The organism is Paraburkholderia sp. BCC1876 (assembly GCF_902833695.1).
In the GTDB taxonomy this organism is placed as follows: domain Bacteria; phylum Pseudomonadota; class Gammaproteobacteria; order Burkholderiales; family Burkholderiaceae; genus Paraburkholderia.
This window is the reverse complement of the sequence record NZ_CADFGI010000002.1, coordinates 809269-833864: the sequence shown is the minus strand read 5'-3', so window position 1 is coordinate 833864 and position 24596 is coordinate 809269. Positions and strand designations below refer to the sequence as shown.

20 protein-coding genes are annotated in these 24596 nt (G+C 60.9%); 7 read left to right on the top strand and 13 right to left on the bottom strand.

Annotated elements, in window-relative coordinates; translation table 11 throughout:
• Positions 1 to 45: 45 nt before the first annotated feature.
• Positions 46 to 705, bottom strand: a complete 660-nt coding sequence (locus HWY05_RS10190) for a TetR/AcrR family transcriptional regulator (protein ID WP_176058220.1) — start codon at positions 703 to 705, stop codon at positions 46 to 48.
• A gap of 102 nt (positions 706 to 807) precedes the next feature.
• Here HWY05_RS10190 and HWY05_RS10185 point away from each other — a divergent pair, with 102 nt between their 5' ends.
• On the top strand, positions 808 to 1170 hold the full coding sequence (locus HWY05_RS10185; RefSeq protein WP_176058219.1) for a darcynin family protein: 363 nt from the start codon (positions 808 to 810) through the stop codon (positions 1168 to 1170).
• A gap of 69 nt (positions 1171 to 1239) precedes the next feature.
• On the opposite strand, the gene tssJ is transcribed toward HWY05_RS10185, so the two are convergent.
• From tssJ to tssB, 10 genes are all read right to left on the bottom strand, one after another.
• Positions 1240 to 1812, bottom strand: coding sequence for a type VI secretion system lipoprotein TssJ (gene tssJ, locus HWY05_RS10180; protein WP_176058218.1), 573 nt, complete (start codon positions 1810 to 1812; stop codon positions 1240 to 1242).
• A gap of 13 nt (positions 1813 to 1825) precedes the next feature.
• Positions 1826 to 2926 carry a type VI secretion system baseplate subunit TssG gene (gene tssG / locus HWY05_RS10175; protein WP_176058449.1) on the bottom strand — a complete coding sequence of 367 codons (1101 nt, stop codon included), beginning with the start codon at positions 2924 to 2926 and terminating at the stop codon, positions 1826 to 1828.
• Positions 2923 to 4737: a type VI secretion system baseplate subunit TssF gene (gene tssF / locus HWY05_RS10170; RefSeq protein WP_176058217.1), complete on the bottom strand. Its 1815-nt coding sequence runs from the start codon at positions 4735 to 4737 to the stop codon at positions 2923 to 2925. Before tssF ends, tssG begins: the two co-directional genes overlap by 4 nt.
• A gap of 11 nt (positions 4738 to 4748) precedes the next feature.
• Entirely contained in the window at positions 4749 to 6362 is a 1614-nt protein-coding gene (gene tssA, locus HWY05_RS10165) for a type VI secretion system protein TssA (protein ID WP_176058448.1), read from the bottom strand.
• A gap of 2 nt (positions 6363 to 6364) precedes the next feature.
• Positions 6365 to 9940, bottom strand: a complete 3576-nt coding sequence (locus HWY05_RS10160) for an ImcF-related family protein (protein ID WP_176058216.1) — start codon at positions 9938 to 9940, stop codon at positions 6365 to 6367.
• Complete coding sequence (locus HWY05_RS10155) at positions 9937 to 11208, bottom strand: hypothetical protein (RefSeq protein WP_176058215.1); 1272 nt, start codon at positions 11206 to 11208, stop codon at positions 9937 to 9939. Before HWY05_RS10155 ends, HWY05_RS10160 begins: the two co-directional genes overlap by 4 nt.
• Before the next feature lie 10 nt (positions 11209 to 11218).
• Entirely contained in the window at positions 11219 to 11467 is a 249-nt protein-coding gene (locus tag HWY05_RS10150; protein WP_176058214.1) for a PAAR domain-containing protein, read from the bottom strand.
• A gap of 60 nt (positions 11468 to 11527) precedes the next feature.
• Positions 11528 to 13864, bottom strand: coding sequence for a type VI secretion system Vgr family protein (gene vgrG / locus HWY05_RS10145; protein ID WP_176058213.1), 2337 nt, complete (start codon positions 13862 to 13864; stop codon positions 11528 to 11530).
• Between the two features lie 115 nt (positions 13865 to 13979).
• A complete protein-coding gene (tssC, locus tag HWY05_RS10140; RefSeq protein WP_176058212.1) occupies positions 13980 to 15515 on the bottom strand; it encodes a type VI secretion system contractile sheath large subunit in 1536 nt (511 codons plus the stop codon).
• Between the two features lie 63 nt (positions 15516 to 15578).
• On the bottom strand, positions 15579 to 16091 hold the full coding sequence (tssB, locus tag HWY05_RS10135) for a type VI secretion system contractile sheath small subunit (RefSeq protein ID WP_035550081.1): 513 nt from the start codon (positions 16089 to 16091) through the stop codon (positions 15579 to 15581).
• Between the two features lie 541 nt (positions 16092 to 16632).
• Here tssB and tssK point away from each other — a divergent pair.
• From tssK to tssE, 5 genes are all read left to right on the top strand, one after another.
• Positions 16633 to 17982, top strand: a complete 1350-nt coding sequence (tssK, locus tag HWY05_RS10130) for a type VI secretion system baseplate subunit TssK (RefSeq protein ID WP_035550084.1) — start codon at positions 16633 to 16635, stop codon at positions 17980 to 17982.
• Entirely contained in the window at positions 17979 to 18713 is a 735-nt protein-coding gene (locus tag HWY05_RS10125) for a DotU/TssL family secretion system protein (protein WP_035550087.1), read from the top strand. Before tssK ends, HWY05_RS10125 begins: the two co-directional genes overlap by 4 nt.
• Positions 18713 to 20509 (top strand): OmpA family protein, encoded by a 1797-nt coding sequence (locus tag HWY05_RS10120; protein WP_244146589.1) that lies wholly within the window; start codon positions 18713 to 18715, stop codon positions 20507 to 20509. The genes HWY05_RS10125 and HWY05_RS10120 overlap by 1 nt, the downstream gene beginning before the upstream one ends.
• Positions 20510 to 20665: 156 nt before the next feature.
• Positions 20666 to 21151, top strand: a complete 486-nt coding sequence (locus HWY05_RS10115) for an Hcp family type VI secretion system effector (protein WP_035550093.1) — start codon at positions 20666 to 20668, stop codon at positions 21149 to 21151.
• A 132-nt stretch (positions 21152 to 21283) separates the two neighbouring features.
• Positions 21284 to 21742, top strand: a complete 459-nt coding sequence (gene tssE, locus HWY05_RS10110; protein ID WP_176058211.1) for a type VI secretion system baseplate subunit TssE — start codon at positions 21284 to 21286, stop codon at positions 21740 to 21742.
• Between the two features lie 54 nt (positions 21743 to 21796).
• On the opposite strand, the gene HWY05_RS10105 is transcribed toward tssE, so the two are convergent.
• Together HWY05_RS10105 and HWY05_RS10100 are read right to left on the bottom strand one after the other, a co-directional pair.
• Positions 21797 to 22177 (bottom strand): hypothetical protein, encoded by a 381-nt coding sequence (locus tag HWY05_RS10105; RefSeq protein ID WP_231584915.1) that lies wholly within the window; start codon positions 22175 to 22177, stop codon positions 21797 to 21799.
• A 192-nt stretch (positions 22178 to 22369) separates the two neighbouring features.
• A complete protein-coding gene (locus HWY05_RS10100; protein ID WP_176058210.1) occupies positions 22370 to 22993 on the bottom strand; it encodes a glutathione S-transferase family protein in 624 nt (207 codons plus the stop codon).
• Between the two features lie 316 nt (positions 22994 to 23309).
• Here HWY05_RS10100 and HWY05_RS10095 point away from each other — a divergent pair, with 316 nt between their 5' ends.
• On the top strand, positions 23310 to 24587 hold the full coding sequence (locus HWY05_RS10095) for a glutamine synthetase family protein (RefSeq protein WP_176058446.1): 1278 nt from the start codon (positions 23310 to 23312) through the stop codon (positions 24585 to 24587).
• The last annotated feature ends 9 nt before the right edge of the window (positions 24588 to 24596 follow it).

Here is a 24596-nt window from a genome sequence, read left to right as displayed (position 1 = left end):
TTGTTGTGGAAATTTCGGCATCCCAATCAAGCAGAAAAAATCCACCTATTCCGCATTTTCTTCATCACCCCGCCGTGTCCCACCCACCCGCTGCGACTGCGCCACATACCCATCCACCGCGCGCATCACACGCACCTCCAGTGCAACCGCATCACGTTCATCACGCTGCCCGGCGGCGTCGACCATGCCGTGCACGATCGCCAGCAAATCGTGCGCGACCAGACTGGCGTCACTCAACTCAGGCGCGTCCCGCTTCTCCGTCAGTGCGCTCATCAGCACGGCATGAACCAGATCCGTCAGCCGCTGGTTGCGTTCACCGAGCGGCAACCTGCGTTCCTCGAAATCGATGACGCGCGCCAGCGCCGGCCGGCGCATCTGATGCGCGACCGCCGCGCGCACCATCGCCTGCACGCAGCCCCGCGAACTCTCCACCAACGCCGCCGCCTCGATGTCCACGATCAACTGCGCCGTCTCGCGCTCGATCAGTGCCACCGTCAACGCATCGCGATTCGGGAAGTACTGATAGAGCGAGCCGATGCTGACGCCGGCACGCTCGGCGACCGCGTTGGTCGTGCAGGCGACGAGCCCTTGCGTCTCCAGAATGCGAGCGGCCGCTTCGAGCACGGCTTCGACGGTTTGCGCCGAACGCCGCTGAACCGGTGCTTTACGGGGTTTCAGACGCTGTGCAGCAGTGGATTTGGCCATGGCTGAAATGCGAGTTTTAAACGTGAGTGATCGCTCGTATTCTAAACCTGTTTTTCGCAAAGACCCGATCGACCTCTTAGCCCTCGACTGAAACCTGATCTCATGACCTTCTCTGCAAAAAAAACCGTGTTGACCGTTTTCATGCTCGTCAAAACGAAGCCCGAATGGCTCGCCTTGTCCGACGATGAACGCGCCCGCCTGCTGCACGAACACGTGTTGCCGATCCTCAAGAGGCATGCCGACGAAGTGACCTTGCGGTACTACGACATCGAGTTCTACTCGGCCCGCGTCACCGACATCTGGGTATGGGACGCGAGCAGCCACCACGCCTATGAAATGGTTGTCGAAGCGTTGCGCATGACGCCGCTCTGGGATCGCTTCTATGACGTCGTCGAGATTCTGCCCGGCGTGGAAAACGCCGTTGCTCAGGCCTACAACCGGGACGCGGCACTGCCGGCGGCTTGAACCGAACACCTTCGTGGATAAACAGGCCGGGAAGGTGCCGTAGCGGCGTCGGCGACGCGCTACCTAGCGTCAATCGGTCTTCGTTTTTTCTGGATCGGATTGCGATTGCGATTGCGATTGCGATTGCGATTGCGATTGCGATTGCGCCACCAGCGTCCGATCGATCAACTCCAGTTTCAGCGGCTTATCTGTCGACAGTTTTTTCCTCGGAATCACCGTGCGCCACTGACCATTCGGGCTCGGCTCCCGGTAAAACACCACAATCGCGACGTACCGCGTATCCGTCTGTACCGGCTCAGACAGGCTTACGGCGCCACCCGGATTCACCACCGCCGCCGCGCTCGCCCGCAAGTCCTGCGCGAGCAAGGTTTTGTCGTTCGTCAGCAAGTCGCTGTACGACGCGGCGTCGAACCGCTTGCGGTCTTTCAGCTGATAGACGCGTACGGCCACTGAACAAGGCCGATTGGCTTCATCCGGATTGATGGATGCCCGCGCGACGAAATCGACATCGACCGTCTTGATCTGCCTGTAAAACACCGCGCGGTAAACGCCCGTGCCCGTCTCCGAAACGGCTTGCCAGGCGCCGCAGCTCGACGGCATGGCGATCGATACGAAACCGGTGACAATCGGGCGTAAAAACATGGACACTCCGGACTTAGGCGACGCATGCAGCGTCGAGAAACGGGTTGGCGGCGGCCGATGGAAACGCCTCGCAAACGCCAAGCGGAATCGTCAACAAACGATCCGAGGAAGAAGGCAACACGGTGGTCCACGCGAGCCGGGGCGCGGGTCCCTCATACGACGCGCCGACAACAGGCGCCGGCGCGAAGCGCGAGGACATCTCCATCTGCACGAAAACGTCGGCCTTGACGCCGACATAGAGCTTTAGAAACGCCATCAGTTCGCGATGCAACGCTGCTCCCGGCAGAAGGTCGTATGTCTGGCGCACGTCGGCTGGCCGCAACGTCACACACACTGCGCCACTGCGATACGCCAGCCGTGCGCCAAGCACGTAGCCGCCGCCGAGACCGTGAGGCGCGCGCCCCGCCCCGGCGACGCAACCCAGCGGGCTGGGTTTGCCCACCCGCTTGAGCGTCGTATGAAATTCATCGACGCGCACCTCGACGCCCGGGACAGCTAGCGCGACCACACCCGCGAGCCCTTCGGACGTACGGGTTCGCTGAATCAGCAGTCCGAGCAGCGCCAACGCGCGCGAGTCCGGCAACCCGGCACGCGCCGGTTTACCACCCCAACCGAAACCCGCGAGACATAGCAGATTCCGCGAATGGTTGTCAGCGCCTCCGGCACGAAAGCCGATCGGATAGCGATATTTCTTCCACGCGCGATAGAGCAGCGTGACGAAGCGATGGTTGAACTGATCGAGAAAGGCTTCGACCGCTTCATGCCCTTCCTCGCGCAGCACGATATCGTCGATCAGATGCGACGGCATCGCCGCGTCCACGCCGTACAAGCCCATGAAGGTGGTGCGCACCGTCGGCGCCGCGCCGGGACGTTCGACGTCGAGATCGACGCACGCCACCTCGCCGGCCGGAAAGCCCACACGCTGGCGCGGCCGGAAGCGCACCGGTTCGAATTCGGGCGTGTCTTGCGTGCCGAAACCCGGATGGTCAGGCACACGCAGTTCCAGTAACCGGCACAATTGCATGAAGCTCATCGTCGGCGCGCGGCCGAGCAACGACGCGACGAACGGGTCAAGCTCCGCCGGAAAAACCTGCGACGAAACACGCGCGGTCATAACGGACAACGCAGCGCCTTGCTGCGTGGCCAGGCGATGCGGGCCTGGGAAGGCAAGCTGACTATCTCAAGCTGCGTGAACAGGTTGATCTCGGCATACAACGCGAAAAACCGGTGCAGCAGTTCACCGAACAGCATCAGGTCGCCCTCGCCCGCGAACGCGTGGCTATCGAGCGTGACTTCGATCAGCACGCCACGTTCGACCGCGCCGCCCGTCACCTCCTCGCGCAGTGCCTCCGACACATGCAGAATGCCCGCGAGACGGCGCCGGTTCAGTTCGTCGCCAGTCCACTCATACAGCGCCAATGCGCCGCGCAACACCTCGGCGTTCATCAGCGACAGAAAGTTCGGTGCGAGATGGGACAACACCCGCCATTGAAAGCGATCGCCCGTCGGTGGATACAACGGCAGCGTCGGCGCAACAAGATTTCGCACCCTCGCGACATTCGGCACGCCGGCGCCGAGTTCGTCGAGACTCACCTCGTGCCGGCCCTTTCTCGGCAACATGCCGTTCGTGCCGGTCACGCGCAGCGACAGACTTTCTTCCGGCAGATCCGTCGCGCTCTCCCATGCGTGGCCGCCCAGAACGATCCACGTTTCATGCAGCCCCGCGCCGTTCTGGCGCACCCGCGTATGGAAATAGCGCTCAGGCGCTTCGTGCCGCAGCATGCCGCCACGGTGCCGGAAAGTCGCGAACGGCACGTACTCGTAACGTTCTGCGTTGTCGTGATCGATCGCCTCGATCGCCTCGACGCAATACGTTTCGACGTGTCCCGCCGCGTGGCCCGCCGGCACGACCCGGTATTCGGTTTCGTGGTGATCGACCTGGACCGTTTCGGCATCTAGCGGAAACAGATTGATGACCGGCGCACAGAAGAGGCGCACGTTGTCCACCGTAAAGCGCTGGTCGGATGGGTAATGGTGCGTGAGGAGAATTTCGAGTTCGAAGCGGGTCGTGTCGGCGGGCAGTTGGGTCGCGTCCAGACCGCATAGATCCACGAACAGAAATTTCTCCCGGAAACTGAAATATTCGAGCAGCAGTTGATAACCCGAAAACGCCGCATCCGCTTTCGGCCACAACCGCTCTTCGAGCGTGAATCCCGCAGGTTCGATGCTGACGCCACCTAGCGGCAGCGCATCGCCGCCGCGCACTTCCGGAATCCGCCACGCGATCGACGCCACCTGCCGGGTCAGCGCGAGATGCATCGCGAACGCCGTTGACAGGTCGGCGTTCAGATAAAGCGGCAGACGCGAGAGATCGGTCGCGTCACGGCGCGCGGACCGGTCGATCTCGAACTGCAGACCGATCACCGAACGTCCGTCGTGACGTACGGCCGGCGCGGCGTTGAGCAGACGGACCGGTTGCAAACTCACGGCCCGGGTCGTGCGATACAGACAGTGCACGGCCCTCGGCGCCGCACCGTGAGAGGCCGCCGCGAGTGGCATGGCGATCGGTGCCGAGCGCACCGGCACGCCGGCGGCCAGGCATTCGGTTCTCTGCAATTTCTCCTCGATCGGCGTAAATTCCACGATCGATAGCGACGGAATCATGCGCAGGTAATGCGGCCACAGCAGACTGACGAGTCCTTCGGTCAGCTCGGGTAATCCGTCGTCCAGTTTCTGCTGCAAACGCCCGCTCAGAAACGCGAAGCCCTCGTAAAGCCGTTCGACGTACGGATCGCGGTCGCCCACGCGATCGAGATTGAGCATGCGGGCCCGGTCGGGATGCGCCTGGGCGAACTCCTTGCCGGCCTCTCTCAGATAGCGCATCTCGGCGTCGTAATAGCGCAGGATCGGATTGTCGTGGCTCATGGAAACTCGGGTTATGACAGGGCCAGCGCGCGTGCCGGGTCGAGCACGATCAGCTCGCCCTGCAGATGTTCCACACGACGGGCCAGCGCCGGCTTGTCGGCGTCCTTGCGGCGGCCAAGCGTTTTGAGCGACTTGAGCAACTGGTGCTTGATGTCGAAGCCCAGCGCGGGCTCCCACTGAATCAGCTTCAGCGATTGCACGGCAGCGTCCAGTTCGCTCAGCAGCGACGTGGCGATCTCCGGCCGCCCGGCGTGATCGGCGACGCGCGCCATGACGACGCGTTGCAGATAACGCCGGCGCTCGCTCCTGACGCCGGGCAGCGACTCCAGCCAGACGAAGGCCGCTTCGAGCGTCTGGTTCGTGCTCAGTTCGCGCGCCTGCGCTTCGATTTCGGCCCAATCGTCGGCGACGTCGAGGTGTTGGTGCGCCGTAACCGGCAACGGTGCAATCGCCTCGCCGGCTTCCAGATCGCGCACGACCGCGTGCCGCGCAATCCATTCGCGGGCGGTGTCGTCGGCGAAAGGCGTGCCGTCGTTGAACGCCAGCCGTTCGATGCCGGGCAGCCGGTCGAGAAACAGTGCGATGTCGGCCCGCAGCAGCTCGCGCCAGGTGCTGTACGGTGCCCCGATGTGATCGAGCGCGACATGCTGGAAGTACTGCAAGTCGAGCCACAGATGATTTGCCCCCTCCATGAACGCCCCTTCCACACGTTCGAGCAGTTCATGCCACTGTTTTTGCAGTACGAGCAGCTTCATCTGCTGACGTAACTCCGCGCGTGGCGGCACGAGACGCGTGCGTGCCTCCACGTCGGCGGGTGGCGGCTCATACAGGGTGTCCCAACGTACGCCACGCACGAGCCTTGCGGATGGCAGATAGCCATTTTGCTGCTCGCGCAGATAGGCCGCCATCGCGCGAGCCTGATCGAGTAGCTCGTGCATGGAAGACACGCTGCCGGCGGTCTGTGCGGTCTGTCTAGTCTGTGCGCTTCGAGCGGTCTGCGTGCCGGCTGATGCTGCTCCGTGGTCTGCTTCATGGTTCGGTCTCGGCGTGTCATTGCGCTCGAAGCGGACCATCAGCGCCTGCAGGTTCGGGCGAGCCGTCTCGTTCCATTGGTTCGTCGCCGTGATCAGCAGATCCAGCGCGGCGATCGCGCGTTCGAAATCCGCTGGTGCGAACGCGCCTTGGCTCGCGAGTGGATCAACAATCCGCGTCGTGGCAAGCCACTCGATTGCGGCCTTCTTCGCTACAGGACGAGCGGGCAGCAACGCTTCGCCGAAACGGTCGATCAGCGCGGCGATCAGATCCAGTCCATCGGCAAGGCCCGCGGGTCCGTCCTGACGCAGCCGGGCGAATGCATAGTACCCGGCCACCCGCAGATCCTTGCCGACCTCCTTGAGCAACTGCTCGCAGGTGGCGACGATCAGCGCGTCGTCGATGCGCGAAAGCCGGGTGACCTCGTCTTTCAGCGCGAAAAATGCGTCTTCGTAACCGGGATCGCGACCCACGCCGCCAATGCCGCCGCCCGCGATGGGTTGCAGCCAGGCGTCCCAACGGACGATGCGCTCGCGCATCCGTTGCTCGGCGTCGCGGGATGGAAACAGGTTTTTCAGAAGATTCGGCAGCATGCTCATTCAGACTCCAGCGTGGCGCCTTCCGGCAATGGTGTGGCAGCGTGCTTTGCCGCGGCGAGCGCCGCAGGCGGCAACGGAGGTGCCGACGCGTCGGCCAGCTTCTGTGCAGCCTTCGCGCCACCGCCGATGAAGATTCGCGACGGCAGCGAAAAGTGACGCAACGCAAGGACGTCGAGCGGCCCTTTCCCCACCTCGCTGCGCAACTGCACGTTCAGCGGCAGGCCAGCGCTCTGGTCCGGCGACCAACTGATGAGATAGCGGGCGCTATCCTGCGGCGTCACGCTCGCGCGTTCGAACAGCCGGATCGGACCGAAGCGACCCGGTGCGTCCAGCGCGGCGCGCAAGCCGCCCTGTTCGGTCTGCCATTCGATGCGCGAGTGGTTTTCCAGCGTGTCGCCCGGCCAGACGAATGGCGTCCATGATTCCTGCTGGTTGAAGTAGTGCAACTCGCGGCCCGACAGCACCAACCTCGTGTCGGTGACGCCCGCCGTGGGGACGCCGCGCAACTCAAAACGCACGTGGGCCTCCCCCGACGGAAACAACACCGTCGACACCCGCGTAAGCTTGTTCAGCGCGGCGAGGAAGGTGGGATCGACCGTCAATGCAGTGCGGTTCGCCCCCTGCGCCAACACCCAACGATCGCCCTGCCGCTCGACGATGCCGGCGAGTTGCGTCGTGACGAACTGCGCGATCACGCCGTTGTCCATGCGCATGAAACGGCCCATTTCCGGCAGCGAAGCGTCGTTGTCGGAATCCGCGAACGGATAGCGACCGGCGAAAACCTTGTTCCAGTCGGCCACGACACCGTTGCGCCAGACGTCGCTCAAACTCGCCGCCGCAGGCTGCAGCACCACACGCCACGTCTGGTCGAGCGGTTGTTGCAGCAGATCGCCGAAGCCGGTCCACTGCTCGCCCAGACTCGCGGCCACGCGGCTGGCGTAATCGCGGCTGTCGGCGATATCCGACGTGCGCCCTTGCAGCACGGCTTGCGCGGCGGCACGAGACGATGCGTCCGGATCGCTGCCGGTCATGATCTGCTGCAACTTCAAACGCATGGCCGTGACGCGCTCCAAATAGCGCTGTACGCTGAGATCGACGGTCGCCGCGAACTGCGCGGACGCCGTGTCGTTGTTGTCCGAACCGCCGGAATCGTCGCCGCCTGCCAGGTGCAGCAGCGGGCCGAATGCGGTAGCGAGCGGCGCTGTGGTTCGTGCATGAGTTGCCTTCGACGGATTCTGTTCGGCGGCGCCGACGAGTTGTTGCGCCCTGTCGATCAGCGTGTCGGAGAGCGACTGCCCAAGCGCGCCGGCATGACCTTGATAGACGATCACCTTCATCAGCGCGCCAAGCGGCGAGCGCTGCGGATCGGCAAGCAGCGTCAACTGATCGATCGTGCCGGACAGCGTCGCGTCCTGCTGCCAGCGAATGCTGTTGAGGAACTGCTGCCAGGCGCGCGCGTAGTCGTTGAAATAGCGTTGCCGCAGTTCGGCCTTTAGCGTCGATGCAGACGGCTTGCTCGTGTGAGGATCGGACAGCACCCAGTCGCCGCCAACGCTGCGCTGTTCGTCAGCGGCGTCGATCGCTTTCGAGATGCGTTCGTCCCACGCCGCGCGCGTGAAGACGCCGGGCAAGGTGGTCGTGGTGTTAAACAGGCCGCGGCTGCTGGTGTCGCCCAGCAACGTGGCGAGCGACAGCGGCGGGTACTTGCCACGGTTTTCGTCAAGGATCTGCCGGTAGAGCACATCGGTCGAATTCTGCAGGCCGATCACACCGATCAGGGTCTGACGAACAGCACTGACGAGCGATGCGTCGGGGACGATGGCTAGCGCCCCGTCATCGCTCGATGCGCGATGCCCGAGGTGATCCGCGTAGAAGGTCACGAGACGCTGCTGAAGGTCTCGCCATGCACCGTCGCTCAGTGCGGCGTGCTGCGGGTGCGTCGGTTGGCCCATGGCAAGCAGTTGAGCGGTGAGAAATTTTGCGTCCGTGTGTTCCGGCCGCGCAAGCATCAGATAGGTTTTGAGCGTTGCGTGGGCCGCTGTGATCTGCCGGTCGCCACCGCCGACGATTTCAGCGTCGGAGAGCGAGCTGAGTTGCCGTAGCCGGGCTTCGAGCACGGCGCGGATTGGTTGAACCAGAATCCGATTGCTTGCGACTTCATAGCGTGGCCAAAGCGCCGCGAGAAGGTCGGCGTTGCGATTCAGACCGAAGCGGGTGTACCAGGGTGTGCCATCGCGTTGCCTGACGTCCAGCGTGTCGAGTTGCTTCTGCAGGCTATCGAGCGCGAGTGCGGCATCGGTCGGGTCTTGAGTGCTCGAGAGCTTGACGGTCGTCGCGGCGGCCGTCTGGATGGTGGCGCGGTGGGTGAAGCCCGACAGATTGGTGCCGGCGATCCAGCATGCAACGCAGGCCGTTGCGATCCAGGCGGCGGACGTGAACGCTGATAACCCTATCGGACGACCTCGGAAGCGGCGGCTGTGGGCTGCGATTGTTTGCCAGATGGCTGAAACCATATCGCCGCGGTTGGCGTCGAACGACAAAGTATTTTCAGGCTTCTGGTGGTCTGCGTTGCTAGCGTGTTCGTTGTCTTGCTGGCCTGACGTCGAGGCCGTATTCCGTTCGTCGAAAAGCGGCGTGAACAGCACGCCGTGAATCGCGGCACGCTCGACGCGCGACCGCCCAATCCGCACGACGAGCGCGGACAATGCCGATCGATACCATGCGATATGTGTGGACAATCCGGCGGCATAGCTGTCTGCGGCATCGTTCGTCAGGCGCATCACACCGAGCTCAGCCAGGTCGTTTGCGAGGCCTTGCAGGGAGGCCTCGATCGCATCGGGCCGCAACTGTGCAGTCGACCACGTACAGCCGATGACTTCGTGACGCACCGACGTCTCGCCGCCGATCCCGGCTATGTTCACGACGTACGCCGGCGCGGACCAGCGCAACGCATGAGCATGGCGCGCCAGGCGCTGGACCAGGCTCGCATCGTCGAACGGCGGCTGCGCGCCGATCCGCGTTCTCACGATGATCGCCATTGCATCGACTGGACAGCGACGGCGTGTGCGCCGGATCCGCTCGAGCCACGCGGTATCGAGTCGATCGCCAATTGGCCGGGCGCAAAGCAGAACGGTGCCGCCGACGATCGCATAACCCGATTCCGTCAAGCCGGGTGCAAGGCGCTCGATTAGCGGACTATCTCCGACTACGAGAACCCAACGATCACGATAGCGCCACCGCCAGCCGTGACGGTTTCTTAGCGCCAGCGCCAGGTTTTCATAGCGGTGTTCGGTGAGATCGACCTCCGGTAGTTTCGCCGCGCCAATTCTTGCCGACGGATCTCGCTCGTATTGCTCTTTTTTACGGCTGGGTGCATGGTGCGCGGCAAAACGCCAGGCGGACGCGAGATGAGCGCGTGCGAGCAACGCGATCACGCCGATGGTCAGGACGACAGCCACTCGACGATAGGGCGAGGGATCCAGTTCCACTCCGTCGAAGTACACGAAGAGCGCGGCGAACGCCGTCAACGTGAAAATCAGAATCCAGTAGCCGGAGACTTTTTTCAGAGTCATGGCGTGGGCGCCTTCTCTGTTGTGTCGGCGGTGGGTCTTGCGGCAGATTTTGCAACTGGGTTCACGACGACCAGTTGCAGCGATCCTGCCCGATGAACGATGAGTTGCGGGGTATGGACTCGTGCAACGTGCTCGATGGCAAACGCGACCGCGAGCCAGCCTGCTGCGGCCCCGGCGTGGCCTAGCGTGATGTCGATATCGTGCAGACTGGACAGGTCCCCGGTTTTTGAAACCCCCAGCGACAGAGCCGAAGCACTTTGCAGGATGGCGGGTTTGTCGTCGGCGGCAAGGTCAGCCTGCCATAGGTCGCCGATCTCGGTAGACGCCGATTGTCCCCAAAACAGCGCTTTGAGAATCGCGTCGTCAAGCGCACCGGGTTCGGCTTTGACCGGACGGTGCAGCATCGCGAGCGGCTTTAGTCCACGCCGTTCAAGCAACGGCGGCCATCCGAGTAGCAGTGCAACAGCCGCTTCCGCGCTGTTGTGCGGCGGCGTGACGTGCAGTTGCGCCGAGACGTAGAGCGTGATTTTCTCCAGCGCGGCGCCGCCCCGGCTGTCCAGCCATTCGTCCAGCGACATCAACCCCTGTTCTGCGGCAAGCCGCGATGCCTTAGCGGGCCGCAGGCCGCTCTCTCGCCAACAGTCTTGCCAGATTGCCGACAGATCGTCCTGTTCTGGACTTTCGGGATTGGCGGCCAACGCAAGGCAGACATTGAATGGCAGGTCTCGCGGCAACGCGCAAATGGCAGGGCCGACTCCGTCCAGTATTTCAAGGAAGCACGCTCGATAGCGTTCGAGAAGGGTCCGGGCTTCGCCCAATTTCAGAGCCGTGTGCCGCACCGCAGTGCCGCCTGAATGCGGCACCTGGGCGCTTAGGATCGGATGTGTTGATGCTGTCTCGTTGGCGGCTCGTCCGTCTTTTAGCGCGCTTAGATAGCGGCATTCCAGTACCGCCAGGGGTTCGCTTCCCAAAAGGCGCGCTTTCGCCTGATCGTCTTTTAACGTTTCCTCTTCGGCGCGAACCCGATCTGATTCCTGTTCGTAATAGAACAGTCGAAGCCCGAATGCGACGAAAAATCCCAGTGCCGGTAGCACAAGCAGTTTCGTCCAGAACCAGCTCGAGCCGGTGGGTTCGCTTTTGGGCCAGGTGAGTAATGTGCACTCCGCGCCGGCCAGCATGACAAGCGCAAACAGACCCACCCACACGATGACGCGTGGCGACTCGGGCAGCGTATCCGTCGACGATGCAATGGGCAGGTCTACCGGCATGACGCTCGACTCACAAAAGGCCTGAAATCAGACGGCATCCGCACATCGTCCGGTAGCCATGCCGCGCGACCGGTACACCGTGGTCCATGGTCAACTCGTCACCGTCGATGATCAAGTTGGGCCGCAGGTTGTGTTTGGGACAGGACACCTGGTCGCCTTTACGCGCAACGAACCGGCCGTCGTAGCGCATTGTGGATGACGCGCTGATGACTTGGCCTCCATGGTCAGTGGGATCACCCAGGCGGATTAGATTTGGCATGGTTTGTCCTGTTGTAGGGAGTGGGGGATACGAAATCGGTACGAGGGAACAACGGACCAGCTACTGGGAGAAGCTGAAGAATCCTTTCTGAGCATTCCGAAAGTCCTTCGGAGGTGGAAAGCTTGGCTTGATCCGCATCGAGTTCGCGCCCTGCTTGTCCCACGCCGCACACTTTTCGAGGATGTCGCCCGGCGTGCCGTTCTCTATGCCCTGCGGCGTGATCCGTATATAGGACCCGCCTGCACCGATCCATACTTCCCTATCGGCCGATAGAATCAACTTGCCGTCCGTACTGGTGATCGATACGTCTTTTAAGGCGGCAAGATTCATCGCGTCGCTTTGGGCCTGAATGTCGACCTTCCCTTTCGCAGCAAAGAGCTTGATTCCAAACTTCGCCGCAAACAGCGATATCGCGTCGCCGGCAGCGACCGTGAACCTTTTGACGACGCCGATATCGACGCTGCTGCCCGCCGTGGCGATCAGATTCTGACTCGCGCTCACCTGCAGATGACTGCCGGAGACAAGGCCCATGCCTGCCGGAGCCGTAAGCAGAATGGCCGCCTGTTTCAAGCCGGCCAACCTGTCGTGAAGCAACGCTTTCTGTTTGGCATACTCCGCGGCAATCGCCTGTGCTGCCTGGGCGGCGTCTGCGAGCGTTTCCATCTGTTCAAGCGCCTGCTCCAGAAGTGATTGCGCAGTCCGCATGTCGAGCTGCGTCCCATTTCCCGCGGGCTGCGCGTCAGCCGAGATCAAAATCCCTCTACCACCGCGAATCGCAACGTGTTCGTCCGTGCGTAACTCCGCGCCCTGCCCGCGTTCCTTGCGCTGCGCGTCGACCATATGACCCAGGTTCAGCTCGCTGGACTGGAACGGCGTCGTCAGATGGATGTGCTCGCTGCCCTGCTTATCCTCCATCCGCAGTTCATTCCGCGCGGCGGTGCGGATCAGGTTCCGCGTGTGATTCATGTTATTCACCGGATCAGGATGCAGGCTGTCGTGCATCGCACCGACTATCACAGGCCGGTCGGGGTCTCCCGCCGTAAAGATGATCGCCACCTCCGCTCCATCGATCAGCGGGAAGTGATGACCATAGTTGTCACCGCTATACGGCTTCGCAAGTCGCACCGGCCGGCTTGTACCACCTGGGCTCCATGCGTCGAGATCGAATGGCAGCCTGATCACGTACCAGCCTTCCTCAGTCAAATAGGCGCGTGGGTAATCGCCTGGTGACGTAATCCGCGCAGGCAGAATGCCGTGGATCACCGGCCGCTTCTCAGGCACAACCGGCGTACGCCAGACCCGGTCAGACGGGATTGCCGTGAACGTGTTGGAGTAAGCGTCGCTGCGCCCGCCGCGCGACGCGACCGAAATGACCAACAGACCGTGCGGTGCATCCAGGGGATTGCTGTCCAGTCCCAGCACCTCTCCCGCTTCCAGCCCGAACGCGTTGCCCTTGCCCGCGTAGGTAATCTGCTGCGCGAGATGCGCCTCGTGACGCAATTTCGCCAGCCGCCGACCTTCATCCGGCGTCTCGTAGTGTTCGCCCCAGAGGCATTCGACGGCGTTCGTCGTCCGGTCGTCTTTCGCGGCATTCTGCTCGACGAGCAGCGGCACGCCCGCCTGACGATGGTTGTAGTCGTTCAACTGGACTGCTTCGGGCACGCGGCGCATATGCCGCTCAAGCGACTTGATGGACTCCGCACCGACGCTTTCCAGACCCGCATCGCGTCGCAACGTTACAACCCGTTGGCGACGCGCGTAAGCATCGAGATCGTCACCAAACACGATGACCTCGTGTCCCTTCGCCTGTTCGAAGCGAAACCAGATGCCTTCGTCCGCCGCGATCCGCTGGATGAACGCCAGCGTCGTCTCGTGAAACTGCGTGATGTAGTCGTGCCGGCGGTACTGCGCGCGCAGGCTGAACCGAAAATCGACGCCTTCACGAAACCCGCTGTGCCGCAGCGCGTCCGCGATGATCTCGTGCACGGTTTGTTTCTGGAACAAACGGCTGGTCACTGCACGAGCCAGATCCGCCGTGCGCGGCTCGATGACCAGACGGTAATGGGTTTCGTCGGCCGACGTGCCGAATTGATCGAACTGCGTGACGATGCCGTGCACCGTGTGCGCACTGGGCAGCCCGCCAAACTTCGCCGCGTGCTCGCCGGCCATCTTCTGCAGATAAACCGCATTCGAATCCACTGACTGAACCATGAACCGCGCTGGTCGCCCCAGCACCTGGTCCATCGGGATGTCCGCAACCGGACTCGTGAAGTCGATTTCGTAGCGGTACAGCTGGCTGAGCGCGTCATGGCCCGCAAACTTCAATACCGAAAACGGCGCCGGCTGCGGCGCCAGTTTCAGCGTGTATGCCTGCTTCGGCAGAACCATCGATCCCATTGCACATTCCTTATTACTAACGCGTCCAGTTCACGAGCAATCACGCAGCAGCGCTCAACAAAACGTCAGAGACTTGTCTCAACCTGCTCCAGCAGATCGCACGCCCTACGTCCAATCAGCTTTTCGCCTTCGGCATCTGCGACACCAGAGACAACCCGATATCCATTCCTTCCACCTGAAAGTGCGGCACGATGAAAAGCTTGATGCGAAAGAAACCGGGGTTGTCCTCGATGTCCTCCACCGTCACTTTCGCCTCGCGTAGCGGATGCGACGACTGCAATTCATCGCCGGGGTCCTTCATCTCAGTCACGAGGCCCTTGATCCAGTTGTTCAACTCGAGTTCGAGCAGACGCCGGTCTTTGGTCGTGCCGATGTTTTCGCGCTGGATCAGCTTGAGGTAGTGCGCGATCCGTGAAAGCAGAAAAATGTAGGGCAGGCGCGCGTTGATGCGACTGTTCGCCGTTGCTTCCCTGGTCTCGTACAGAGCAGGTTTTTGTGCCGAGCTGGCCGAGAAGAAGCACGCGAAATCGTGGTTCTTATAGAACGACAGCGGAATGAACCCGAGGTTAGCGAACTCGAATTCCCGCGTTTCCGGAATCAGCACTTCGGTCGGAATCTTCGGCAAATAACCGGTGCCGAGGTCGTACAGGTGAACCGGCAGTTCTTCAACCTTGCCGCCCGCCTGCGGCCCACGAATCTGCACGCACCAGCCATTGCTCACGAAACTGCGCACCATGTTCGCGGCAAAAGCAAACGACGCGTTGACCCACAGATAGCGGTCGTGATCGGGGCCTTTCACGGCCTCCTCATAGTTGAAACTGCGCACCGGCGTAGTATCCGCCCCATAAGGCAAGCGCCCGAGCACGCGCGGCATGGTCAGACCGATATAGCGTGCGTCGTCCGTATCACGAAAGCTCTTCCATTTGATGTACTCCGCGCGGTCGAAGTAGTTGCCGATATCCTGGATCGCGGCAACCTCTTCCATCGTTTCCTTACCGAAGAATTTCGGCCCCACGGATCCGATGAAGGGCATATGCGCTGCCGACGCCACCTTCGAGAGATTGCGCAGCAAACCGATATCTTGCGGTGAATTCGTGAACTCGTAATCGCTGATCATGGCGCTGATCGGCTGACCGCCCGGCGTGTCATATTCCTCGATGTACGTGTGACGGTACAAGCCGCTCTGAACGATCTCCGGCGTGTCTTCGAAATCGCGCAACAGGGCGTCTTTCGATACATCGAGCAACTCGATCCTTGCATTCTTGCGAAAGTCCGTACGGTCGACCGTGAACTTCAGGCCGCGCCAACGGCTTTCCAACGCCTGAAATTCGCGCGAGTGGATCACGGCGTCGAGTTGGCGGCTGATCTGCCTGTCGAGCCGCCCAATGTGAAAATCGAGCAACGACTTGTCGAGACGATCGATCGGCCTGCTGCCCTCGCTCACCAGATTGAGGAACACGCTCATAGCTCGCGCAAGCCGTTCGTCGGCCGACGACTCCGAGAGCAGATGGTTGTCCTGGAAGGACTCGAGCGGGCGAGCTTCGTTGACGGGCCTCAGGTTGATCTTGCTGCACAGCGACTGGTAAACATTGTGATGAGCCGATACCGCCGTCCCCGTTGCGCCTGTTGGTTGTGGTTCGTTGCGTTCCATGATGTCCTATCGCTACCGTTGTCCGGGATGTGCCGTGTGCACGCCGCTTTGTGCCGACTTGCCTCAGGTATGGCCTGCGGGCTGTGCCGCTGTCGTGGCGATCTGACCGAGCTCGCCGCACAGCCGCTCCGAAAGCGACTTGTCTCTCAGGATTTTTTCGAACTCGCGACGGAACGTGCCGTTGTCGAGAAGATTCGACCTCAGGTCACGCAGCAAATTGCGCATGGCAAGCAGCGCCTTCAGTTCGGGAATCTGACGCGCGACCAGCTCCGGCTCGAAATCCTTCATCGACTTAAAACCAAGCGATACCAGCAGCTCAGAGCCGTCGGCTGCCAACGTGTTCTCGACCGCGATCTTCAGTGCGGGATTCAGGTCGGAGAGAACCGAATCGAAGTTGTTTTTGTCGACGTTGATCTTTTTGCGCTCCGCGAGCGGCGTCTGCTCGTCGCTCGCGCTGAAGTCGCCAGCCACTAGCAGCTTCAGCGGCAACTCGACCTTTTTCTGCGCGCCGCCCGTGTGGAGGTCGAGCGTGATCTGTACGCGGCTCTTTGGGATTTCTCGCTGGAAGCTGTCCATGGGGGTTCCCTGGAAAAGATTGGATCACAGAGGAAGATCGCGACCGACATTTCGCGCAGCACGATCCTTATTTCACACAACGAGCAGACACACCTATCACGCTCGCAAAACACGTCGAGATAACCATGGCGACTATCAAATCAGCGCATTTTTCCGTCACCAATTAAACACTCCAGACGGCATTAGGTCAATCAAATAAACCCATCTCAATTCATATTTATTCTGAATAATTTAAATTAGGAAAAATACCCTTATTTCTCAAAATAGAGAAGTTTCCACAACTTAATTTGGAGATACCTCTTCGGCATACAAAGCAATACAGGCAAAGCTTTCAACCATAAACCGGCAACCACCCCCCCCGTAAAGTCAGCAATACAAATTCTCAAATCTCACAGACAAAATCAGAATCTCTTGACGATTTTTTTCAATTTAATTTTCACATCAAATCGAACATGGAATTAAACTAATTGCGTACGTCGACATGCCTAACGACATATACAATCCGTCATTAAAAACAGGCAAAATAGTAAAGAGCCTATTCATGCGAATCGACAAACCCTTGTGGCACGAGGGCCTGATACTCACCCAGCAGCACTTCCAGCAGCAGGAACGTTGGGTGGATTTCGCGCACCGCCAACTCGCATCGGCCGCAGTGTGCGAGCCGTGGGGAACGCTCGGCGTCGAAATCGACGAAGAGGCGCTCGCCACCGGCCGACTCAAGCTCGCGAGACTCAAGATTCGCTTTCCTGACGGTACGCCTGTCGATACAACATTAGCTGGTGTGTTACCTCCCGCTCGCGACCTGACGCGCGGTATACCGGACGATCTGCAGAGTATGGTCGTGTACGCTGCCGTACCGCTGCTCAACGCGACCGGCAGCAACTGCCGTTTTGATGGGACAACACTTGTGCGCCCGCGTCGTTCATACCGCGAGTTTGTCCGCGTCACGGATCTGAACGGCACAACAGAAGCGGAAATCGCTGTCGAACGCCATGCCGTGCGACTGCTCTTTGACTTTGAATCACATGCGGACGACACACTGTGTGCAATCGCAAGGCTCACACGCGGTGTCGACGGCCAGTTCCAGATGGACCCTCGTTACGTGCCGCCGTGCCTGACGTTGGCGGCCCACCCACTGCACCTGGAGCGAATCAAGCGGCTTGCGGACATCCTGCTCGCGAAGAGCGAGGCACTTGGCGCGCGCAAACGCGAGCGTGTGGAACAGGTGGTTGAATATGGCATCGCCGACGTCTCCCTGTTCTGGCTCCTGCACAGTATTCACAGCTACTGGCCGCAGCTAAGATTGCTTGCCACGCATTCGAACCAGCCACCTGTCCGGCTCTATGACCTGCTCGCGCAGTTGGCAAGCGTGCTGACTACGTTTTCGACCGGCGCGCGGCTTACCGACGTTCCGGTGTACGACCATGCGCATCAGAATGAAATCTTCGCGACGCTGGAAGCGCTGATCCGCGATCTCCTCGACGCGATCATTCCATCGCGCGTAGTCCCGATCGCGCTAACGCGCAAGAACGCCACGACATGGTCCGGCCAGTTCCTGGACGAGCGGGTGGTGGCCGGCGCTGACTACTACCTGTCGGTGAATGCGTCGCTGCCGCCGTTCGATCTTATCGACCAGGTGCTGCGGCTATGCAAGCTCGGCGCGCCCAACGACGTCGAAGAGATTGTCAACGCCGCGCTCGCGGGCATTCCTGTTAAAGCCGTCCAGCGCGTGCCGGCAGCCATTCCAGTACGACTGGACAATCTTTACTTCGCACTTGACGCTAACAACCCCGCTTTTACGAGGATGCTGGCTGCGCGCGCATGCCAGATTTACCTGCCAGGCTCGGTGCCAGACGCGTCGATCGAGCTCTACGCGGTGCTTCATTCATGAGCTATTTTGTTGACGTTTCGCGCGATGTCGCTCTGCTGGAAAACCAGTCTGCGGCGCATCACGGTTCGCGCGCCAGTATCCGAGGTTTGCTGCGCGACACCGCGCTGCAGGTAAGCACACTCAATCAGGGCGGAATAGCCCAATCCGTGCCGATCCTGCGCAAGCGCTGCCTGGAATTGGTGGCGGTGTTCGCGGCAACCCTCGAGCAACGCGGCATTGCCGCAGACGTGCGGGAGGACGCGCTGTACGCCCAGTGCGGTTTGCTTGATGAGACGATCCTCAGATATTTACCATTGGACCAAAAACATCAATGGAATGCGCAACCGTTGCAAGTCGAACGGTTCGGCAAACACAACGCAGGTGACTACGTTTTCGAGCGACTCACTGAGCGTATGCGCGAAACACCACCGAACATCGATCTGCTCGAGTGCTACTCGGCGGTTCTTGGGCTCGGATTCACGGGCCGCTATGCGCGTGAGGGTGAAGAAAAGCGTGCTGCACTAATCGTCGCACTCGAAACGCAGATCGCGAAACTTCGCCCCGCAGTGCATCACAGATTGATCGCAGATCACGGCAGTGTCAGTCTGACCGACTGGCTCCGCTATGTGTCGCCGTGGGCGATCGCGAGCACGGCTTGTGTGATTTCCGTGCTCGTCTACTTTGTCTGGAGTCACGCGCTCGACGTTCAACTTGCCCATTTGCTCGCCCCACTGCCGGCTGTCAGATCGTGATGGCCCCGATTGTGTCTCCAAGCGTGCTGAAGCGCGTCCCTCTCGCAGGCTTTGGTTATCCTTTGCGCCTGATGATCATCTTCGCGGCCATGTTGGCGATTGCCGACATCGTTGTGCTGCCACCGGGCAGACGCGTGCTGACGTATTCGCTCTCGGCAATTCTGGTGCTGCTTGCGTTGGTGGCGATCGTCGCGCGTACATGGCAACTCGACAGGATTCGCGCGCAGAGCCGGAGCGTGATCGCCGCATTGGGCTCGACTACGACCGATCTCCCGCTTGAGTTAAGGCTCGGCCTTCCGTCTGGCTTTTCGCTCGATCCAGGCACACGCATGCCGCTCGTAATGGTGTTGGGCGATGGGCTCGCTGACCTGTTCAATCGCGAAGGCCACGAAGAGCGTCTGGCGTATATCGGCGAGGGAGCCATCTGGCTACGGGTGGACCGGTTGCAGGATCTGCCGTCGCTAGTGGTCGCCGTCCAACAATGGCGCAACGGCCTCGCACCCGACGGCGTCGTGTTGTCCATCGCACCCGCGCTCCACGCCACAGAAGACACGTTGAAGCAGCAACTAAGCCTCGCGCGTCAGGCTGTCTCCGACGCGTCGCGCGCGCTTGGCGCAACACTGCCTGGCTATATTGCGATGTATCAGCGCCTGACGGCGACCGACGCTAGCCTCGGCGCAGCGTCGTGGTACGGCGTATCGTCCGCCACGCGACTTCAAACCACGTGGCACTTCGAAACTCCGCACTTCGAAACCGTGATCCGCGCGGCGGAAATTGGAGCCCAAATCGAAGCCCACCAGGCATACGACAAGGCACGCGGCAATCCTATCCCCGCGGCATGCGCGGCGAAGCTAGCCTCGCTAATCGACTGGACTCATCGCGTGGTAATCAGCGCACTCGCCGACCGGCGACACCCTGCCACACCATTGTCGCTCTACGGCGTGGGCTGGATTGACTGCGGACCGGCAAGCCACCCCGGCACGCCGTGGATGCGCGACGTGGCGGTTCGAACCCACATTCAGCCTGCCCCGCTGCCTGCGTCGAGTTCACCGTGGCCACTACCTCAGCCGCTGCTCGAAGCGCTACCCAAACGTCCGCGGACGTCACCCCGCCAGACAGCACTGCTGCAAGTAGTCGCGCTGCTCGCCGTCACGATTGCGCTCGCGATGTGGGGCGCGGCGCACCACAACCAGCAGATATTGACCCGCGTCGGCACCGAACTGGGCCGGTTTGCCGCGATCGCGTCCACTCACGACGATGCACGCCGCGATGCGCTGCAAACGCTCATTGCGGAACGCGACCGGTTCGACCGATACGCGCGCACAGGCGTACCACTGAGTTTGTCATTCGGCATGTATCGGGGAGCAGCGCTTACACCCGTGCTCGACAATGCAATCGCGTCCTATCAGGCGCCGCCTCCACTACCATCGGTCATCACGCTCGACAGCATGTCGTTGTTCGACAGTGGCACGTCGGTGCTCAAAGCGGGTTCCACACGCTCAATCGTTGCTGCGCTCGACCTGATCAAAGCGCATCCCGACAAGCGGATTCTTGTCGCAGGCCACACCGACAACGTCGGCAACCCGGACAGCAATCAGAGGTTGTCGGTCGCACGCGCAAGCGCCGTGCGCGACTGGCTGATCGATGCCTCGGGTCTTTCGGCCACGCGCTTCGCGATTCAGGGCTATGGCGAAACCCGGCCACTCACGAACAACAGCACCGACGCGGGGCGCGCACGAAATCGCCGCGTGGAAATCACTCTGGTGCCCGACATATCGATTGCGACAGGCACTTGAACGCACAGGCACTTGAACGCATAACGCTCATCGTTTTTAGCGCCCGAAGCACACTGCTTCTGGATGTTTTATCGCCCGAAGCATGCTGCTTCAGGATTGGAAGGCTTGGACCGATCGGGCAGTGTTCACACACAGTCATAGAAAAGGAGTCACGCAATGGCAATTCCCGCATACATGTGGATCAAGGACGATGGTGGCGCCGACATCAAAGGTTCGGTGACCGTGCAGGGACGCGAGGGTAGTGTCGAAATCGTGGCCTTCGACCACGGCGTGAGCATCCCGACCGATTCGAATACCGGCAAGCTGACCGGCACGCGCGTGCACAAACCTATCACCTTGACGAAGGAAACCGACGCGTCAACGCCGTACTTCTATAAAGCTGTGACGAGCGGTCAGACGCTGAAGTCTATCGAAATCAAATGGTATCGAATCGACGACGCGGGCAAGGAAAAGGAGTATTTCAACACCCGACTCGACAACGTGAAGGTGGTCGCAGTGAGTCCGAAGATGCTCGACATCAAGAATCCGGCGTACGAGAAACACAACCATCTCGAAGACGTCGAACTGCGCTACGAAACGATCACCTGGTCGTACAAGGACGGGAACATCATCCACAAGGACACCTGGAACGAACGCTCGTGACGCCGCGATCGTCAGACGGGTTATCGGTTCGATCAACCGCAATCCAACAGCCACAATCCGATCACCCGTCCGCTTCGCACGCCGATCTTTTCATTCACGCTTCAGTTCAGCAAACGCCTGAGTACGCACACCATGCCAACCGGTCCATCCCTATACGACATGCTGCTTGGACACATCGGCGGCGAACCGCTCAGCGCGCACAGTGCCCCGACGCTGGAAGTCATGAGCGTCATGCGTAATGTCGAGCGGATTCTGAATACACGAGCCGGATCGCTCAAGCACGTGCCGAGTTTCGGGCTGCCCGATCTGACGAATATCTATAAGGCACTGCCGGCTTCCGCGCATCTTCTCAAGCAACAGATGGAAGCCACGCTGCTCGCTTACGAACCGAGAATCGGCTCGATCGACATAGAAATCGACGATAACAATCTCGACGAGGACGCTGATCCGGGCATCACGGTGCGTTACGTGATGACCTGTCATCTGAGGAAGACCAGGCTCGTGCGCTTCGGCACGTACTTCGAACCAACGGGACGCCTGCGCCTCAAGCGCAAACCACGGCAACGCGACGAACACGGAAGACCACGATGAAGCACCATCAAGCCATCAAGCAGCATTCCAGCCGACGCCCGCAGCGCTTAGCCATCAGCAGGGAAACGCCGCCTGCAGTGAACGAAGGATCGCAAGGCCGACCGGAAAATCATCCGAAATACTGGGATGGTTGGTGAAGAACTCGTCGAGCAGCGGATAGACGTTCTGGTTGCCGATGGCAAGGTCGGTCGGCGGACAAAAGAGCGGCGCGCGTTTCTTCGCGACCAGATCGCCGTTCGCCCAACCCAGCGCGTTGATCGTGCCGGTAATGTAGGCCGCGTAGACCGAGTTGTTATCCGTGTGAGCCCATTTCCGGTACTGGGCGGCCGTCATCTCGGCGTTCGCGTTGAGAGTGAAACACGCTGTCAGCAGTGCCAGCGCCAATGTTGATACACGCATCGTTGAACCTTCAGGCTGTGTCGCAAAAACGGCCATTGTAGGCGAGCCGGGTCATCCCGCGCAGATGCCCGACCCAAAGAGGATTTCGCAAGCATTACATTGGGTTTTTGTAAGCGGCGCAAAGTACCACGCCGCTACGACGAAACGTACCGGGACCTGCGCTCAGGTTCCGAAAGAGAGGAAGAGACAGAAAGAAAGCCGTCCGCGGCGTACAACGCATTGCGAGCCTCACGGCGTGCCGTTACGGCAATACTTGCGGTAGCCGTCACGCGTGGCGAGGCGCGCCAGATAGGCCGTGACCGCGGGGAAATCGTCATGCCGCAGCGGCGTCTCCAGCCAGCGGTTGATCGACAGCGCAATCGGAACGTCGGCGAGCGAAAACGAAGTCCCCGCGATAAACCCATCCGTTCGCGCCAGTTGCTGGTCCACGAGTCCCATCTGCCGCGCCCAGTTCGCGCGCGACAGTTCGATCTGCCGTGGGTCCTGATGGAGCGGCGACTGCCTGACGAGCGCCAGAAACGCGTAGCTCCACGCGCGGTTCAGTTCGCTCGCCTGCCAGTCGATCCATTGATCGCATCGTGCGCGGGCGCAGGGATCGGTTGGGTAGAGCGACTCGCCGTGATAACGGCCGGCAAGGTAACGGATGATCGAATTCGATTCCCACAGCACGAATTCACCGTCTCTGATCACGGGGACCATTGCATTGGGGTTCAGCGCGAGAAATTCCGGCGTATCGGTGGCGCGAAAGCCGGCGCCCCAGTCTTCCTGCTCGAACGCCAAACCGAGTTCGGCGCAAGTCCACAGCACCTTGCGGACATTAATCGATGAGGTCTTGCCGAGTATTTTTAGCATAGTTCAAAGCGTAGCGGCGAAGTGCCATCAACAACATGGACAGTTCGCCAGCGCCCCACCAGGCCAGCGAAACTCACCCCAACTCAAAGCAACTCAACGCCAGACACACACCATTTTGATCGCCCCAACCCACCCAAAACCCAAAAACCATGCGATTATTTGATCAAATCTCACAATGCAAAACAACCCAGCTTCCGACCCGGCAGCGCGACGCGCCGCCTTCATCAACCGACTGGAGTCCATCTTGCCAAGCGACCTACGCGACGATCTGCGCGAATTTCTGGAGCATCACCGAATCCATGAAGTGGAATGCGTGATGCCGGACATGACGGGCGTCGCGCGCGGCAAGATCGTGCCGAAGAACCTGTTCCTCGCGCAGGGCAAGATGCACATGTCGAACGCGCTGCTAATGATCACCGTCAACGGCGAGTTCGCGGATTTCGAGCGCTTTGTGGGGCCGAGCGATCCCGACATGGTGTGTATTCCCGATCCGAACACGGTGCGGCTCGTGCCGTGGGCGATCGAACAGGTCGCGGTGGTGATTCACGATTGCGTCGGACTCGACGGCCAGCCGATCGGCATCTCGCCCCGCGCGGTCTTGCGGCGCGTGCTGAAGCTGTACGAGGAGCGCGGCTGGCGGCCGGTGGTGGCGCCGGAGATGGAGTTCTACCTGATCGCGCAGAACAAGAATCCGCACGAACCGCTGCGCCCGCCGCTCGGCCGCGCGGGTCGCCACGAGGCGGGCCGCCAGTCTTTTTCGATCGATGCGGTCAACGAATTCGATCCGTTCTTCCAGGATCTGTCGCGTTTCTGCGAGATGACGCAGCTCGGCGTCGAGACGCTCGTGCACGAAGTCGGCGCCGGCCAGATGGAGATCAACTTTTCGCACGGCGACGCGCTCGATCTCGCCGACCGCGTGTTCCTGTTCAAACGCGCGGTGCGCGAAACCGCGTACCGGCACGGCATTTTCGCCACCTTCATGGCCAAGCCGATGGAGCAGGAACCGGGCAGCGCGATGCATATCCATCAGAGCATCGTCGACCGTGAAAGCGGGCGGAATATCTTTTCGCAGCCGGACGGCTCGGCGAGTCCGCTGTTCTTCAACTACATCGGCGGCTTGCAGAAGTACATGCCGCAAGCCATGCCGATGTTCGCGCCATACGTGAATTCATACCGGCGCCTGTCGCGCTTCACCGCCGCGCCGATCAACGTGCGCTGGGGCTACGACAACCGCACCTGCGGCATCCGCGTGCCGAACTCCGACGCCGACGGCAGGCGACTCGAGAACCGCGTGCCGGGCGTCGACGTGAACCCGTATCTGGCCATGGCCGCCACCCTCGCCTGCGGCTATCTCGGCATGGTGGAGCAGCAGGAAGCCTCGGCGCCGATGGTCGAAAGCGCGTACGACCTCGAATACGAATTGCCGCGCGGCCTGGAAGACGCGCTCAAGGCGCTGATGAAATGCACCGAACTCGCTGATGTATTGGGCGAGAGTTTCGTGCATGCCTATTGTTCGGTGAAGGAAAAGGAATTCGAGACCTTCTCGCAAGGCATCACCGCGTGGGAACGCGAGCATCTGCAACTGCTCGTCTGAATGTCTGAC

Bases quoted from the DNA above. Each gene is read 5' to 3' on its own strand.
- HWY05_RS10190 (WP_176058220.1), bottom strand. From the start codon at position 705: ATGGCCAAATCCACTGCTGCACAGCGTCTGAAACCCCGTAAAGCACCG.
- HWY05_RS10185 (WP_176058219.1), top strand. From the start codon at position 808: ATGACCTTCTCTGCAAAAAAAACCGTGTTGACCGTTTTCATGCTCGTC.
- tssJ (WP_176058218.1), bottom strand. From the start codon at position 1,812: ATGTTTTTACGCCCGATTGTCACCGGTTTCGTATCGATCGCCATGCCG.
- tssG (WP_176058449.1), bottom strand. From the start codon at position 2,926: ATGACCGCGCGTGTTTCGTCGCAGGTTTTTCCGGCGGAGCTTGACCCG.
- tssF (WP_176058217.1), bottom strand. From the start codon at position 4,737: ATGAGCCACGACAATCCGATCCTGCGCTATTACGACGCCGAGATGCGC.
- tssA (WP_176058448.1), bottom strand. From the start codon at position 6,362: ATGCTGCCGAATCTTCTGAAAAACCTGTTTCCATCCCGCGACGCCGAG.
- HWY05_RS10160 (WP_176058216.1), bottom strand. From the start codon at position 9,940: ATGACTCTGAAAAAAGTCTCCGGCTACTGGATTCTGATTTTCACGTTG.
- HWY05_RS10155 (WP_176058215.1), bottom strand. From the start codon at position 11,208: ATGCCGGTAGACCTGCCCATTGCATCGTCGACGGATACGCTGCCCGAG.
- HWY05_RS10150 (WP_176058214.1), bottom strand. From the start codon at position 11,467: ATGCCAAATCTAATCCGCCTGGGTGATCCCACTGACCATGGAGGCCAA.
- vgrG (WP_176058213.1), bottom strand. From the start codon at position 13,864: ATGGGATCGATGGTTCTGCCGAAGCAGGCATACACGCTGAAACTGGCG.
- tssC (WP_176058212.1), bottom strand. From the start codon at position 15,515: ATGGAACGCAACGAACCACAACCAACAGGCGCAACGGGGACGGCGGTA.
- tssB (WP_035550081.1), bottom strand. From the start codon at position 16,091: ATGGACAGCTTCCAGCGAGAAATCCCAAAGAGCCGCGTACAGATCACG.
- tssK (WP_035550084.1), top strand. From the start codon at position 16,633: ATGCGAATCGACAAACCCTTGTGGCACGAGGGCCTGATACTCACCCAG.
- HWY05_RS10125 (WP_035550087.1), top strand. From the start codon at position 17,979: ATGAGCTATTTTGTTGACGTTTCGCGCGATGTCGCTCTGCTGGAAAAC.
- HWY05_RS10120 (WP_244146589.1), top strand. From the start codon at position 18,713: ATGGCCCCGATTGTGTCTCCAAGCGTGCTGAAGCGCGTCCCTCTCGCA.
- HWY05_RS10115 (WP_035550093.1), top strand. From the start codon at position 20,666: ATGGCAATTCCCGCATACATGTGGATCAAGGACGATGGTGGCGCCGAC.
- tssE (WP_176058211.1), top strand. From the start codon at position 21,284: ATGCCAACCGGTCCATCCCTATACGACATGCTGCTTGGACACATCGGC.
- HWY05_RS10105 (WP_231584915.1), bottom strand. From the start codon at position 22,177: ATGGCCGTTTTTGCGACACAGCCTGAAGGTTCAACGATGCGTGTATCA.
- HWY05_RS10100 (WP_176058210.1), bottom strand. From the start codon at position 22,993: ATGCTAAAAATACTCGGCAAGACCTCATCGATTAATGTCCGCAAGGTG.
- HWY05_RS10095 (WP_176058446.1), top strand. From the start codon at position 23,310: ATGCCGGACATGACGGGCGTCGCGCGCGGCAAGATCGTGCCGAAGAAC.